This is a genomic window from Streptomyces sp. DH24, from assembly GCF_029813775.1.
GTDB lineage: Bacteria > Actinomycetota > Actinomycetes > Streptomycetales > Streptomycetaceae > Streptomyces.
This window is the reverse complement of sequence record NZ_JARVKW010000012.1, coordinates 144,464-158,656: the sequence shown is the minus strand read 5'-3', so window position 1 is coordinate 158,656 and position 14,193 is coordinate 144,464. Positions and strand designations below refer to the sequence as shown.

Below are 14,193 nucleotides of genomic sequence, written 5' to 3'. Positions count from 1 at the left end.
CCCGCCCCGCATACTCCGCAAGGTGGAGGGACCGCGCTCATGTGCGCTTAGCCTGGCCCGGTGGCAGCGGAGACGACGGGCGAGTGGCGGGGCTGGCGGGCGGCGGCGCGGGAGGCGCTGTACGGGCCCGCGGGGTTCTATCGCAGGCCCGAGGGGCCGGCCGGGCACTTCCGGACGTCCGTGCACGCGTCGCCGCTGTTCGCCGGGGCCGTGGCGCGGTTGCTGTGCCGGGTCGACGAGGCGCTGGGCGGGCCCGGGGAGCTCGGTTTCGTCGACATGGCGGCCGGGCGCGGCGAACTCGTCACCGGCGTCCTCGCGGCGCTGCCCGCCGGCGTGGCGGCGCGCACGCGGGCGTACGCCGTCGAGATCGCCGGCCGGCCCGCCGGGCTCGACCACCGGATCGAGTGGCTCCCCGAGCCCCCGCACGGCGTCACGGGCCTGCTGTTCGCCAACGAGTGGCTCGACAACGTGCCCGTGGACGTCGCCGAGGTGGACTCCGCCGGCGTCGTCCGGCGCGTCCTCGTCGGCCGGGACGGCACCGAACGGCTCGGGGAGCCGGTCACCGGGCCGGAGGCCGACTGGCTGGCCCGCTGGTGGCCGCTGCCGGCCGAGGAGGGACTGCGGGCCGAGATCGGGCTCCCGAGGGACGAGGCCTGGGCCCGGGCGGTCGGCACCCTCGACCGGGGCCTGGCCGTCGCCGTCGACTACGCGCACCCGGCGCACGCCCGCCCGCCGTTCGGCACGCTCACCGGCTTCCGCGAGGGGCGCGAGACGGCGCCCGTGCCGGACGGGTCCTGCGACATCACCGCGCACGTCGCCCTGGACGCCTGCGCACTCCCCGGCGCGCGCCTGCTGTCCCAGCGCACCGCGCTGCGCGCCCTCGGCGTCACCGGCGCACGCCCGGCGCTGGCGCTGGCGTCCAGGGACCCGGCCGCGTACGTCCGCGCTCTCGCGGGCGCCGGTGAGGCCGCCGAGCTCACCGCGGAGGGCGGCCTCGGCGGCTTCGGCTGGCTGCTCCAGCCGGTGGGCGTCGAGGGCGACGCGGACCTATTTGTCGATGTCCCCGACGACGAAGAACATTGACCCCAGGATCGCCACCATGTCCGCGACCAGCGTCCCCGGCAGCAGCTCGATGAGCGCCTGGATGTTGTTGTACGACGCCGAGCGCAGCTTCAGCCGGTACGGCGTCTTCTCGCCCTTGCTGACCAGGTAGTAGCCGTTGATGCCGAGCGGGTTCTCGGTCCACGCGTACGTGTGGCCCTCGGGTGCCTTCAGCACCTTCGGCAGCCGCTGGTTGATCGGCCCGGGCGGCAGGTCGGCGATCCGGTCCAGGCAGGCGTCCGCCAGGTCCAGGGAGTTGTGCGTCTGCTCCAGCAGGCACTCGAAGCGGGCCAGGCAGTCGCCCTCCTGCCGGGTCACGACCCTCAGGACGTCCTGGAGCTCGCCGTACGCCAGGTACGGCTCGTCGCGGCGCAGGTCGAAGTCGACGCCGGACGCCCGCCCGATCGGCCCGCTGACCCCGTACGCGTGCACCGCCTCCGGCGACAGGACGCCCACGTCGCGCGTGCGGCCGCGGAAGATCTCGTTGCCGAGGACCAGGTCGTCGAAGCGGTCCATGCGTGAGCGCACGGCGGCGACGGCGGCACGCGCGCGTGCGGTCCAGCCCGCCGGCAGGTCCTCCTTCAGGCCGCCGACCCGGTTGAACATGTAGTGCATGCGCCCGCCGGAGACCTCCTCCATCACGTTCTGGAGGGTCTCGCGCTCCTGGAAGGCGTAGAACACCGGCGTGATCCCGCCGAGCTCCAGCGGGTACGAGCCGAGGAACATCAGGTGGTTAAGCATGCGGTTCAGCTCGGCGAGCAGGGTGCGCGTCCACACCGCGCGCTCGGGAACCTCCATGCCGAGCATGCGCTCCACGGCGAGGACCACGCCGAGCTCGTTGGAGAACGCCGACAGCCAGTCGTGGCGGTTGGCGAGCATGATGATCTGGCGGTAGTCGCGCGCCTCGAACAGCTTCTCCGCGCCTCGGTGCATGTAGCCGATCACCGGCTCGGCGCTCGTGATCCGCTCGCCGTCCAGGACCAGCCGCAGCCGCAGCACACCGTGCGTGGACGGGTGCTGGGGCCCGATGTTCAGCACCATGTCGGTGCTCTCCGCGGCGCCGCCGATACCGACCATGGTCTCCGTCGTAGGAGTCATGAACACAGTCTCTCCTACGTACGCTGGCCTCATGGAGACGGGGAGCACGGACCGCGCCGGGCATCCGGGTGCGACGGAGGCCACGGCCACGGCTGACGGCGAGCCGGTGTGGACCGGACTGCCGCGCGACCTGCTGCGGATGCGGCGGTTGCTGCTGGTGGTGTGGCTGGGACTGCTGGCGCTGGCCGCCGGGCTGCTGCCGGGACTGCTCGCCGGGCCCGGCTGGGCGGCGTGCGCGCTGCTGCCGCTGGCGGTGCTGGCGTGGGGCTGGGTGATGCTCGGCCGCAACTGGCGCTCCTGGCGGTACGCCGAACGCGCCGACGACCTGCTGATCAGCCGGGGCGTGCTGTGGCGTCAGGAGACGGTCGTGCCGTACGGGCGCATGCAGCTCGTGGAGGTGACGTCCGGGCCGGTCGAGCGGCACTTCGGGCTGGCCGGCGTACAGCTGCACACGGCCGCCGCGGCCACCGACGCGACCATCCCGGGCCTGGACCCCGCCGAGGCGGAACGCCTGCGCGACCGCCTCACCGAACTGGGCGAGGCCCGATCGGCGGGGCTGTGACGACGCCGGACGAGGACGGGAAGGCCCCCGCGGCCCCGCTCCCCGGCGACGGGGTCACCGAGCGGCGGCTGCACCCCGTCACGCCGCTCAGGCGGGCCTGGGCACCGATCGCCGTCGTCGCCGGGTGGGCCGTCCACGACCCGGACCAGGCGCAGCGCCAGCTCACCAGGCTGACCACCGGCACCCTTCTCGTCGGTCTCGCCGTGCTCCTCCCGGCCGCCGCCCTGTACGGCTTCATGACCTGGTGGTTCACGCACTTCGCGGTGACCGACACCGAACTGCGCATCCGCACCGGCCTGCTGTTCCGGCGCACCGCGCACATCCGGCTGGAGCGCATCCAGGCCATCGACGTCACCCAGCCGCTGCTCGCCCGCGTCGCCGGCGTCGCGAAACTCCGGCTCGAGGTCATCGGCACGGACAAGAAGGACGAACTGGCCTTCCTGGGCGCCGGCGAGGCACGCGCGCTGCGCGCCGAACTCCTCGCGCGTGCGGCCGGTTTCGCCCCCGAGACCGCGCACGAGGTCGGCGAGGCGCCCTCCCGCGAGCTGCTGCGCGTGCCGGCGGGCGTGCTCGCCGTCTCGCTGCTGCTGACCGGCGCGACCTGGGGCACGCTGACCGCCGCGCTCGTCGTACCGCCGGTGCTGTGGCTGTTCACGCACAGCGTGTGGACGGTCCTCGCGACCGCCGTGCCCCTGCTCGGCGCGGCGGGCGCGAGCAGCGTGGGCCGCTTCGTCGGCGAGTACGACTGGACGGTGGGCGAGTCCCCCGACGGGCTGCGTCTCGACCACGGGCTGCTGGACCGCGCCCACGAGACGGTGCCGCCGGGCCGGGTGCAGACGGTGCGGATCGTGCAGCCGCTGCTGTGGCGGCGGCGCGACTGGGTGCGCGTCGAGCTGGACGTGGCCGGGTCGTCCAACTCCGTGCTGGTGCCGGTCGCTCCGCGCGAGGCGGCCGGGGCGATCGTCGCGCGCGTGCTGCCCGGCGTGACGGTGCCGCCGCGCGCGGAGCTGTCCCGGCCGCCGCGCCGTGCCGCGCGGTGCGTGCCGGTGTGGTGGCGGGGCTACGGACTCGCCGTCTCCGACGCGGTGTTCGCGGCCCGCTCCGGGCTGCTGCGGCGCAGCCTCGCACTGGTCCCGCACGCGAAGGTGCAGAGCGTACGGCTCACGCAGGGGCCGTGGGAGCGGCTGTGCCGGGTCGCGAACGTGCACGTGGACACCGGCGCCAACAAGACGGTGACGGCCCGTCTGAGAGACGCCGACGAGGCCGCGGACCTCCTGCGCGCCCAGGCCGAACGCTCCCGCACCGGCCGCAGGGACGCCCGCCCGGACCGGTGGATGGCGTCAGCGCCGGACGCGTGACCGTGTGAGCGGGACCCGGGCGGCGCGCGCCCGGGTCCGGACAGCACGAACGCGGGGCGGCGTGCTCCGCCTGCCCCGCGTTCGCCTTCGAGCCCGTCCCCGGCCGTCCGGCCGCCGTCAGGACGCCGCGCTGCGCAGATCCTGTACGTCGATCTGTTCGGTCTCGTCGTGGGCCGTCAGGTCGATCACCTGGAGGTTCTCCCGGGACTCGGCGTCGGCCGGCTTGAAGGCGGCCTCCGTCTCCGCCTTGTGCAGGGCGAGGGCCTCCTGACCGACCACGTCGGCGAGGTCCTCGTTCTGCACGGCGTCCAGGGCGCTGCCCCGCGCCGGCGTCCGCTGCTTCGTGCCGAAGAAGTCGAACCCGCCCTCGGCCGACGGACGCCGCACCGGCGCCTGGGGCACGACGGCCACCGCGGTCGGCACCGCGAAGTGGCCGGATCCCTGCGCGCCCTGCGACCGCGGGGCCGCGGAGTGGGCGGTCGCGTGCTCGTGCGCGTCGGACGCCTCGGGCTTCCCCTGCGCTGCGTCCTCCCGCGCGGTGCCGTCGCCGGCGGCGCCCGCCCCGGCGTCCGCCCCGGCCTGACGGCCCTTGGGCGCACCGCCGCCGCCCTTCGGCGACCCGTCGTCGTCCCCGCCCCCGTTCGGATGCGCCGCCTGGCCTTCCGACGTGTCCGGGTCGAGCCCGTCCGGGCCCTCGGGCCCCTCGGACGTGTCCCCGTCGGACTTGCCCGAGTCGAACCTGGCCAGCGCCGCCCGCGCCCGCAGGAACAGCTGGGCACCCTCCGGCGAGAACACCCGGGGGACGGCCGGCGTCTCCCCGGCCCCGGCATCCGCGACTTCGCGCCCGTTCCCCTGGGCCGGCGGTGCCGCCTGCGCCGGGACGGGGGCCGGGGGCAGCGCACGGGCCGGCGTCGCCGCCTCGATCTCCAGCAGGCGGCGGCCCTCCAGGGCGCTCGCCCGCTCGGTCTCCGCCGTGGCGTACCGCCGCAGCAGCGCCGCGTGCTCGTTGCGCAAGGCCGCCAGCTCCGCCCGCTTGGCCCGCAGTTTCTGCTCCAGCTTGCCGCGCAGTTCCCGCGACTCGTCGAGGTCGGTCTCCAGCTCCGCGACGCGTTCCTCGTGCCGCCACTCGTCGCTCGCACGCGCGCGCGTGAGGTCGGCGACCTGCTTGCCCGCCTGGATGTCCCAGCGGCGCATGACGACGGCGCCGGCGACCGCGGTCACCGCTGCGGCGGCGGCCAGGCCGCGCAGCACCGCGGCTTCCGAGAACACCCAGGGTCCCAGCGCGCAGACGACGGAGACGCCTGCGATCGCCGACGGGGGCAGCAGCCTGTGCAAGGGCGGGGAATGGCGATGACGTCCACGTGGCATGGCCAGAAACTTACCGCGCGTAGGCGATTCTTGGCGCCCCGGGCCGTAAAAACAAAGCCATACCGAAGGCCTCACGGGCAATCAGGAATTCCGCCAAGATCGTTTATCGCCCGCTCCTTTCGGAGACGCCCGGCACGGCCACGGGCCGGTGCCGCAGCAGGCAGCGCCGTCGGCGCGGCGTCACCCGCTCGCCGCGCCCACCGCGTTGCCCGGCCTTCACAAACGTCCGGGGAAAGTGAGTGAACCTCCTCCGCCAAGACTCCGTCCTAGAGGGCGCAATGTCGCCGGATGCCCTGATCGGCACCGGGTCCAGGATCTCTCGCGGAACCACGGGATGCGATGGCTGACAGGACCGATGTGGAAATGCCGAGCGGGGTTCCGCCCCGGCCACGGCGGCTGCCGCGCGCCCTGCGCGGCCCCCGCCCCGAGGCCCTGCCCGTCCACGCCGCCAGAGCCTGCGCCCTGGCAGGACTCGTGGACATCGTCGCCGGCGCCCTCCCGCACATCGGGCACAGCCGCGTGCACGCCCTCACCGCGTTACTGCCGGGCGTGCTCGGCCCGTTGGCCGCCGCGCTCTCCCTCGGCGTCGGCGTCCTGCTGATCCTGCTCGCACCCGGCCTCGAACGCGGTCAGCGGCGCGCGTGGCGCGCGGCGGTCGCGCTCCTCCCGGCAGGCGCCGTCGCCCAGTTCGCCCACCAGCACTCCGTCGGGGGCCTCCTGGTCTCCCTGGCCCCGCTCGTCCCCCTGCTGCGGCACCGCCGCCGGTTCGCCGCCCCGCCCGACCCGCGCGGCCGCTGGCGCGCTCTCGCCAACTTCGTCCTGATGGGCGCCGGTTCGCTCCTCCTCGGCCTGGTCGTCGTCAGCGCCCATCCCGGCCGCACGGTCGGCTCCCCCAGCCTCGCCGACCGCCTCACCCACGTCCTCTACGGCCTCTGCGGCCTCGAAGGCCCCGTCGCCTACCACGGCCGCACGGCCTGGACCGTCGCCTTCTCCCTGGGCGCCCTCGGCCTGCTCACCGCCCTCACCACCGGCTACCTGGCCCTGCGCCCCGCACGCTCCGTCGCCCGTCCCACCCCGGAGGACGAGGCCCGCCTGCGCGTCCTGCTCGCCGGACACGGCGGCCGTGCCAACCCCGGCCGCTTCGCGCCGGGCCGTGACAGCGCCGTCGTCTTCTCCCCCAGCGGCAGGGCCGCCGTCACGTACCGCGTCGTCTCCGGCGTCATGCTCGCCGGCGGCGACCCCGTCGGCGACGTCGCGGCCTGGCCCGGCGCCATCGAACGCTTCATGGACGAGGCCCGCGCCCACTCCTGGACCCCCGCCGTCACGGGCTGCTCCGAGACCGGCGGCCGGGTGTGGACCCGCGAGACCGGCATCGCCCCCCTCGGAGCGGGCGACGCGGCGGTGGTGGACGCCGGGGGTTCCTTCCTCACCGGCCGCGCGACGCGCACCGTGCGCCGGACGGTCGAGCGCATCGAGCGCGTCGAGCGCGCCAGTCGGAAAACCGGCGTACGACGCGTCCGTGGCCTTGGCGACCTTGGCGACCTCGGCGAAGCCGCACCGGACCGCATCCGCAGCACAGCCGGCCCGCGTCGTGCCTCCGAAAGGCGTCGCGGCACCGGCACGCGTCGCCGGACCGGCACGGGCATCCGCACGGGCATGGGCACGGGCGCCGGCACCGGCACCGGCAGCGAGCGCCGCTTCGCCGTGCCCCGCGGCCCCCTCGGCGCTCCCGCCAGGAACGGACTCATCACCGCCACCGCCGCCACCGCCCTCCAGCCCGCGCTCGGCGTCACGCGCGCGTGCGCGGCCACACCCCCGTGACGCCGACGGGCCCCACAGACAGGCCCGGGCGGAAGCCCACCCCCCACCTCGGGGCTCCCGCCCGGGCCGCATCACCCACCCCCCGCCCACAGGCCTACGCTGAACACATGAGCAAGCAGAGCAGCGGACGCGGACGCGTGGCGGGCCTCCCGGACTGGGACCGCTGCGCGGTCATGGGAGTAGTGAACGTCACTCCCGACTCCTTCTCCGACGGCGGCCGCTGGTTCGACACGACCGCCGCCGTCAAGCACGGCCTCGCCCTCGTCACCGAGGGCGCCGACCTCGTGGACGTCGGCGGCGAGTCCACCCGCCCCGGCGCCACCCGCGTGGACGAGGCCGAGGAGCTCAAGCGCGTCATCCCCGTCGTCCGCGGCCTCGCCTCCGAAGACATCGTCATCTCCGTCGACACCATGCGCGCCTCCGTCGCCGAACAGGCCCTCGCGGCCGGCGCCGCCCTCGTCAACGACGTCAGCGGCGGCCTCGCCGACCCCGCCATGATCCCCACCGTCGCCGCCGCCGGCGCCCCGTTCGTCGTCATGCACTGGCGCGGCTTCCTGGACGGCGGCAACGTCCGCGGCGTCTACGACGACGTGGTCACCGAGGTCGTGGACGAGCTGCACGCACGCGTGGAGGCCGTCCTCGCCGGCGGCATCGCCCCGGACCGCATCGTCGTCGACCCCGGCCTCGGCTTCTCCAAGGACGCCGACCACGACCTCGCCCTCCTCGCCCGCCTCGACCGCCTGCTCGGCCTCGGCCACCCCCTGCTGGTCGCCGCCTCCCGCAAGCGGTTCCTCGGCCGCGTCCTCGCCGGACCCGACGGCGCCCCGCCGCCCGCCCGGGAGCGCGACGCGGCCACCGCCGCCGTCTCCGCCCTCGCGGCGCACGCCGGCGCCTGGGCCGTACGAGTCCACGAGGTCCGCGCCACCGCCGACGCCGTACGCGTCGCACACGCCGTGACCGAGGCGCGCACCGCGCCGGGCGCAGCCGCCGTGCACGGCGCAGAGGGAGCACGGTGAGCGCCCCCCACACGGACGTCGAGCACGTGGAGGCCGCCAACACGGCCTTCTACGAGGCACTGGAGCGCGGCGACTTCGAAACGCTCACCTCGCTCTGGCTCACCCCGTCCGACCTGGGCGTCGACGAGACCTACCACGACCCCGCCGACACCGGCGTGATCTCCTGCGTCCACCCCGGCTGGCCCGTCCTCACCGGCCGCGGCGAGGTCCTCAGGTCGTACGCGCTGATCATGGCGAACACCGAGTACATCCAGTTCTTCCTCACCGACGTCCACGTGTCCGTCACCGGCGACACCGCCCTGGTGACCTGCACCGAGAACATCCTCAGCGGCGGCCCCGCCCCCGAGGGCAGCGACGAGCCCGGCCCGCTGCTCGGCCAGCTCGTGGTCGCCACGAACGTGTTCCGCCGCACCTCCGACGGATGGAAGCTCTGGTCCCACCACGCCTCCCCCGTCATGTCCGAAACCGACGAGGAAGAAGGCGACGAAACCCCCTGAGTGGGTAGGCGGCACAGGACGGGACACCGGGTCCGTGGAACCCCGGCCGTGATCGGACGTGGTTGGAGTTACGAGCACCCGGGTAGGGGCGGCTACCAACCTGTGAGCCGCCGTGTTCCCCCGGGAGAACACGCGGTGAATCCTCCGGGCCCCGGCCCGGATGCCCGCCCCCCGCGGCCCTGTCCCGTCAGTGCTCGCAGGTAGATTCGACCGAGGCCACCCGCGCCGCCCGCACACGGCGCGGACCGGCCGATACCGACGATTGCAGGAGTGATTCGCGTGGATCGTGTCGCGCTGCGCGGCCTGAAGGCCCGCGGGCACCACGGTGTGTTCCCCAAGGAGCGCGAGGAGGGCCAGACCTTCATCGTGGACCTCGTCCTTGGCCTGGACACCCGGCCGGCCGCTGCCGACGACGACCTGGCGAAGACCGTGCACTACGGAATCGTGGCCGAGGAGGTCGTGGCCGTCGTCGAGGGCGAGCCCGTCAACCTCATCGAGACGCTCGCGGAGCGCATCGCCGAGACGTGCCTGAAACACGACGGGGTCCACGAGGTGGAGGTCTGCGTCCACAAACCGGACGCGCCCATCACGGTCCCCTTCGACGACGTGACCGTCACCATCACCCGGAGCCGAGTATGAGCGCACCGTTCACGCGAGGTCACACCGACCCGACCGTTCAGCCGGTACCCGCCTCCGTCGTCGAGCAGGTCGACGCCGCCGACACCACACTGCACGACCCGAAGCGCGCCGTGATCTCCCTCGGCTCGAACCTCGGCAACCGCCTGGAGACCCTCCAGGGCGCCATCGACGCCCTGGAGGACACGCCCGGCGTCCGCGTCAAAGGCGTCTCACCCGTCTACGAGACGGAACCCTGGGGCGTTGAGCCGGGCAGCCAGCCGTCGTACTTCAACGCGGTCGTGGTCCTGAAGACCACCCTCCCGCCGGCCTCGCTCCTGGAGCGCGCCCAGGCCGTCGAGGAGGCCTTCCACCGGGTCCGGGACGAGCGCTGGGGTGCCCGCACCCTCGACGTCGACATCGTCGCCTACGCCGACGAGATCTCCGACGACCCCCGGCTCACCCTCCCCCACCCGCGCGCCCACGAACGCGCCTTCGTCCTCGCCCCCTGGCACGACCTGGACCCCGAGGCCCGGCTCCCCGGCCACGGCCCCGTCGCCGGGCTCCTGGACGCCGTCACCCGGGAGGGCGTGACACCCCGCGCCGACCTGGAACTCAGGCTGCCCGAATAGCCGTTAAGGTCAACACGACCGCGTGCTCGCGGTCGCGGCGACGCGGCGTACACCGGTGCCGGGCCGCCGGGGCAACCGAAGGGACACCGTGAGAGAGCTGCGCATCAGGCTGCTGGCCGGCGTCTTCGTCGTGGCCGGAGTCCTGTCCTGGGCGGGCGCCCGCCTGTGGAACTCGGTCGGGACCCTGCCGAGCGTTCCCCTGGCCGCCCCGGTGGTGCTGGCCCTGATCGCCGTGGTCCTGCTCGCCACGGCGATCTCCCTCCGCGCCCGCCTCAAGGCCCAGCGGGAGCGCCGCCCCGGCGCCAAGGGCGTCGACCCCCTGATGGCGGCCCGCGCGGTCGTCTTCGGCCAGTCCAGCGCCCTGGTCTCCGCCCTCGTCGCCGGCATGTACGGCGGCACGGGCGTCTTCCTGCTGGAGTTCCTGGACATCCCGGCCCGCCGCGACCAGGCCGTCTACGCCGGGTTCTCGGTCCTCGCGGCCGTCGCCGTCATAGCGGCGGCCGTCTTCCTGGAGCGCGTCTGCAAGCTCCCGGAGGACGACGACGACACCCCGGGCACGGCCGCGGCGGCGTAGCCCTCGCCACCGGCCGTCGGGTCAGCGCGCCAGTATCAGGCTCATCGCCTCGGCCCGCGTGGTGGCGTCACGCAGCTGACCGCGCACCGCCGACGTCGTGGTTTTGGCCCCGGGCTTGCGGATGCCGCGCACCGACATGCACATGTGCTCGGCCTCGATGACGACGATCGCGCCCCGCGCGTCGAGGATCTTCATCAACGAGTCCGCGATCTGCGTGGTGAGTCGTTCCTGCACCTGGGGACGCCGGGCGAACACCTCGACCAGCCGCGCCAGCTTGGAAAGCCCGGTGATCTTGCCGCTCTCCGCGGGGATGTACCCCACGTGGGCCACACCGTGGAACGGCAGAAGGTGATGCTCGCAGAGGGACACGATCTCGATGTCCTTCACCAGGACCATCTCGTCGTGACCGAGGTCGAACGTCGTCGTCAGGACGTCCTCCGGCTCCTGCCACAGCCCCGCGAGCAGCTCGCGGTACGCCCGTGCCACTCGTGCCGGCGTCTCCCTCAGGCCCTCGCGGTCCGGGTCCTCGCCGACCGCGGCCAGCAGTTCGCGTACGGCGTTCTCGGCGCGCTTCTCGTCGAACTCGCCGATCGAGCCGTCGCCGGCCAGCGTCACGGGGTCGGTCATCTCGTGCCTCGTTCCTGTGTGTCTTACCTGCGGGCATGCCAAAATGCCGCGCCCCCCAGGCTAGAACCTGGGGGGCGAAGCATTCATTCCGGGCCGGAGATCAGCTCTCGGGTCGTTCCTCCGGGGTGCGCTCGGCGGACGGAGCGGGCTCCGACGCCGTGCTCTTGGCGGTGATCGCCGCCGTCGCGCCGTTGGCTCCGTTCGTCAGCGCGAGCTCCTTCGGGGAGAGCACCGGCGGGCGGGTGGACGGCGTGCGTCGCGAGGATCCGGTCCAGGCGGGCCGCGGCGGGCGCTTGACGATCGGCGCGAAGATCTCGGCGATCTCCTCCTTGCCCAGCGTCTCCTTCTCCAGGAGGGCCAGGACCAGGTTGTCGAGCACGTCGCGGTTCTCGACCAGGATCTCCCACGCCTCGTTGTGCGCGGTCTCGATGAGCTTCTTGACCTCTTCGTCGACCAGCGCGGCGACCTCTTCCGAGTAGTCGCGCTGGTGAGACATCTCACGCCCGAGGAACGGCTCGGTGTTGTCCCCGCCGAACTTGATCGCGCCGAGACGCTCGGTCATGCCGTACTGCGTGACCATGGCCCGAGCCAGGCCGGTGGCCTTCTCGATGTCGTTGGCGGCACCCGTCGTCGGGTCGTGGAAGACGAGCTCCTCGGCCGCGCGGCCGCCCAGCATGTAGGCCAGCTGGTCCAGCATCTCGTTGCGGGTCGTGGAGTACTTGTCCTCGTCCGGGAGGACCATCGTGTAGCCGAGGGCGCGGCCTCGCGACAGGATGGTGATCTTGTGGACGGGGTCGGAGTTCGGTGAGGCCGCCGCGACCAGGGCGTGTCCGCCCTCGTGGTACGCGGTGATCTTCTTCTCCTTGTCCGACATGATCCGGGTCCGCTTCTGCGGGCCCGCCACCACGCGGTCGATCGCCTCGTCCAGCATGTGGTTGTCGATCAGCTTCTGGTCGCTGCGGGCCGTCAGCAGGGCGGCCTCGTTCAGGACGTTGGCCAGGTCGGCACCCGTCATGCCGGGCGTGCGGCGGGCGACCGCCGACAGGTCGACGTCGGGCGCGACCGGCTTGCCCTTCTGGTGGACCTTGAGGATCTCCAGACGGCCCTGCATGTCCGGCCGGTCGACGGCGATCTGGCGGTCGAAGCGACCGGGACGCAGCAGCGCCGGGTCCAGGATGTCGGGGCGGTTCGTCGCGGCGATGAGGATCACGCCGCCCTTGACGTCGAAGCCGTCCATCTCGACCAGCAGCTGGTTCAGCGTCTGCTCGCGCTCGTCGTGTCCGCCGCCCAGGCCGGCGCCGCGGTGGCGGCCGACCGCGTCGATCTCGTCGACGAAGACGATCGCGGGCGCGTTGGCCTTGGCCTGCTCGAACAGGTCACGGACACGGGAGGCACCGACACCGACGAACATCTCGACGAAGTCCGAGCCGGAGATCGAGTAGAACGGCACGCCGGCCTCGCCCGCGACGGCACGCGCCAGCAGGGTCTTGCCGGTGCCGGGCGGGCCGTAGAGGAGCACGCCCTTGGGGATCTTGGCGCCGACGGCCTGGAACTTGGCGGGTTCCTGGAGGAACTCCTTGATCTCGTGCAGTTCCTCGACGGCCTCGTCGGCCCCCGCGACGTCGGTGAACGTCGTCTTCGGGGTGTCCTTGGTGATGAGCTTGGCCTTCGACTTGCCGAAGTTCATCACTCGGGAGCCGCCGCCCTGCATCTGATTCATCAGGAACAGGAAGACGACGACGATGAGGACGAAGGGAAGCAGGGAGAGCAGGATGCCGACGAACGGGTTCTGCTTCGACGGCGAGACGGTGTAGCCGTCGGGGATCTGCTTTTCCTGGAATTTGTTCTGCAGTGTGTTGGCGATGTCGACGCCCTGGTCGCCGATGTAGCTCGCCTGGATCTTCGAGCTGTCCTCGACCTTTACGCCGTCCTTGAGCTGGACCTTGATGGTCTGCTCGTCGCCGGTGGTCAGCTTGGCCGACTCGACCCTGTTGTCATTGATCGCCTGGACGACCTGGCCGGTGTCCACCGTCTTGTAGCCGCCGGACGAGCCGACGACCTGCATCAACACGACCACGGCAAGGACGGCCAGCACGATCCACATGACCGGCCCACGGAAGTATCGCTTCACGTCCATCCATACGGAGCGGTGCCGCCCCGTCCCTCCTGCCATAGTGAGTTTGATAAGACAGTTCTTCTGACGGTACCCCAGCATTGTCGCCCGAAGCCGCACGCGAAGGCTGGCGAACCCGTCTGCATGCTCCAACGGCGCGAGGGCCGCCGGGGTTCCCGATCGTCCTACATGGGCCGTTCCGGTGGCTCAGCCGCCGTAGACGTGGGGCGCGAGCGTACCGACGAACGGGAGGTTGCGGTACTTCTCGGCGTAGTCGAGGCCGTAGCCGACGACGAACTCGTTGGGGATGTCGAATCCGACCCACTCCACGTCGATGGCGACCTTCGCGGCCTCGGGCTTGCGCAGCAGGGTGCACACCTTGAGGGAGGCGGGCTCCCGCGAGCCGAGGTTGGAGATCAGCCAGGACAGGGTCAGGCCGGAGTCGATGATGTCCTCGACGATCACGACGTGCTTGCCCTTGATGTCGGTGTCGAGGTCCTTGAGGATCCGCACGACACCGGAGGACTGGGTGCCCGCCCCGTAGGACGACACGGCCATCCAGTCCATGGTGACGGGGGTGGACAGCGCTCGGGCGAGGTCGGCCATGACCATCACCGCGCCCTTGAGGACGCCGACGATGAGCAGGTCCTTGCCCGCGTATTCCGCGTCGATCTTCGCGGCCAGCTCGGCCAGCTTCGCGTCGATCTCTTCCTTGGTGATGAGCACCTGCTTGAGGTCGGCACCCATGTCTTTCGCGTCCACCCGCATCACTTTCGGTCGGTCGTCCCACCGGCTGGCCGCCCCTCCGGTG

At 72.8% G+C, this 14,193-nt stretch carries 13 protein-coding genes and 1 pseudogene; 9 read left to right on the top strand and 5 right to left on the bottom strand.

From position 1 onward, the window contains the following. The first annotated feature begins 60 nt into the window (after positions 1 to 60). Positions 61 to 1,083: an SAM-dependent methyltransferase gene (locus QC282_RS12905; protein WP_279549436.1), complete on the top strand. Its 1,023-nt coding sequence runs from the start codon at positions 61 to 63 to the stop codon at positions 1,081 to 1,083. Here QC282_RS12905 and QC282_RS12900 read toward each other — a convergent pair. Then, positions 1,048 to 2,199: an NADH-quinone oxidoreductase subunit D gene (locus tag QC282_RS12900; RefSeq protein ID WP_279549435.1), complete on the bottom strand. Its 1,152-nt coding sequence runs from the start codon at positions 2,197 to 2,199 to the stop codon at positions 1,048 to 1,050. The two genes, QC282_RS12905 and QC282_RS12900, sit on opposite strands and share 36 nt — an antisense overlap. Positions 2,200 to 2,230: 31 nt before the next feature. Between QC282_RS12900 and QC282_RS12895 the strand changes: the two genes are divergently transcribed. Continuing rightward, positions 2,231 to 2,761: a PH domain-containing protein gene (locus tag QC282_RS12895; protein WP_279549434.1), complete on the top strand. Its 531-nt coding sequence runs from the start codon at positions 2,231 to 2,233 to the stop codon at positions 2,759 to 2,761. Positions 2,762 to 2,829: 68 nt separating this feature from the next. After that, positions 2,830 to 4,119 (top strand): PH domain-containing protein, encoded by a 1,290-nt coding sequence (locus QC282_RS12890; RefSeq protein WP_279549453.1) that lies wholly within the window; start codon positions 2,830 to 2,832, stop codon positions 4,117 to 4,119. A gap of 117 nt (positions 4,120 to 4,236) precedes the next feature. Here QC282_RS12890 and QC282_RS12885 read toward each other — a convergent pair whose 3' ends face one another. Further along, positions 4,237 to 5,454, bottom strand: a complete 1,218-nt coding sequence (locus QC282_RS12885; RefSeq protein WP_279549433.1) for a hypothetical protein — start codon at positions 5,452 to 5,454, stop codon at positions 4,237 to 4,239. 396 nt (positions 5,455 to 5,850) lie between these two features. Here QC282_RS12885 and QC282_RS12880 point away from each other — a divergent pair. The 6 genes and pseudogenes from QC282_RS12880 to QC282_RS12855 form a co-directional block, all read left to right on the top strand. Continuing rightward, positions 5,851 to 7,116: pseudogene (locus QC282_RS12880) on the top strand (phosphatidylglycerol lysyltransferase domain-containing protein); the annotation flags it as partial. A 299-nt stretch (positions 7,117 to 7,415) separates the two neighbouring features. Next, on the top strand, positions 7,416 to 8,324 hold the full coding sequence (gene folP, locus QC282_RS12875) for a dihydropteroate synthase (RefSeq protein WP_279549432.1): 909 nt from the start codon (positions 7,416 to 7,418) through the stop codon (positions 8,322 to 8,324). After that, the gene (locus QC282_RS12870) at positions 8,321 to 8,821 is read left to right on the top strand and encodes a nuclear transport factor 2 family protein (protein ID WP_279549431.1); all 501 of its coding nucleotides are present in this window, start codon (positions 8,321 to 8,323) and stop codon (positions 8,819 to 8,821) included. The genes folP and QC282_RS12870 overlap by 4 nt, the downstream gene beginning before the upstream one ends. A 279-nt stretch (positions 8,822 to 9,100) precedes the next feature. Then, positions 9,101 to 9,460: a dihydroneopterin aldolase gene (gene folB / locus QC282_RS12865; protein ID WP_279549430.1), complete on the top strand. Its 360-nt coding sequence runs from the start codon at positions 9,101 to 9,103 to the stop codon at positions 9,458 to 9,460. Then, entirely contained in the window at positions 9,457 to 10,068 is a 612-nt protein-coding gene (gene folK / locus QC282_RS12860; protein WP_279549429.1) for a 2-amino-4-hydroxy-6-hydroxymethyldihydropteridine diphosphokinase, read from the top strand. Before folB ends, folK begins: the two co-directional genes overlap by 4 nt. 88 nt (positions 10,069 to 10,156) lie before the next feature. Continuing rightward, the gene (locus QC282_RS12855; protein WP_279549428.1) at positions 10,157 to 10,642 is read left to right on the top strand and encodes a DUF3180 domain-containing protein; all 486 of its coding nucleotides are present in this window, start codon (positions 10,157 to 10,159) and stop codon (positions 10,640 to 10,642) included. A gap of 21 nt (positions 10,643 to 10,663) precedes the next feature. Here QC282_RS12855 and folE read toward each other — a convergent pair whose 3' ends face one another. The 3 genes from folE to hpt all read right to left on the bottom strand — a co-directional run bounded on the left by folE (position 10,664) and on the right by hpt (position 14,150). Then, positions 10,664 to 11,269, bottom strand: coding sequence for a GTP cyclohydrolase I FolE (gene folE, locus QC282_RS12850; protein WP_279549427.1), 606 nt, complete (start codon positions 11,267 to 11,269; stop codon positions 10,664 to 10,666). A 100-nt stretch (positions 11,270 to 11,369) separates the two neighbouring features. Continuing rightward, positions 11,370 to 13,406 (bottom strand): ATP-dependent zinc metalloprotease FtsH, encoded by a 2,037-nt coding sequence (gene ftsH / locus QC282_RS12845; RefSeq protein WP_279549426.1) that lies wholly within the window; start codon positions 13,404 to 13,406, stop codon positions 11,370 to 11,372. A 183-nt stretch (positions 13,407 to 13,589) separates the two neighbouring features. Continuing rightward, positions 13,590 to 14,150 carry a hypoxanthine phosphoribosyltransferase gene (hpt, locus tag QC282_RS12840; RefSeq protein ID WP_279549452.1) on the bottom strand — a complete coding sequence of 187 codons (561 nt, stop codon included), beginning with the start codon at positions 14,148 to 14,150 and terminating at the stop codon, positions 13,590 to 13,592. Positions 14,151 to 14,193: the final 43 nt, after the last annotated feature.

Bases quoted from the DNA above. Each gene is read 5' to 3' on its own strand.
- QC282_RS12900 (WP_279549435.1), bottom strand. From the start codon at position 2,199: ATGACTCCTACGACGGAGACCATGGTCGGTATCGGCGGCGCCGCGGAG.
- QC282_RS12895 (WP_279549434.1), top strand. From the start codon at position 2,231: ATGGAGACGGGGAGCACGGACCGCGCCGGGCATCCGGGTGCGACGGAG.
- folP (WP_279549432.1), top strand. From the start codon at position 7,416: ATGAGCAAGCAGAGCAGCGGACGCGGACGCGTGGCGGGCCTCCCGGAC.
- folK (WP_279549429.1), top strand. From the start codon at position 9,457: ATGAGCGCACCGTTCACGCGAGGTCACACCGACCCGACCGTTCAGCCG.
- folE (WP_279549427.1), bottom strand. From the start codon at position 11,269: ATGACCGACCCCGTGACGCTGGCCGGCGACGGCTCGATCGGCGAGTTC.
- ftsH (WP_279549426.1), bottom strand. From the start codon at position 13,406: ATGGACGTGAAGCGATACTTCCGTGGGCCGGTCATGTGGATCGTGCTG.
- hpt (WP_279549452.1), bottom strand. From the start codon at position 14,150: ATGCGGGTGGACGCGAAAGACATGGGTGCCGACCTCAAGCAGGTGCTC.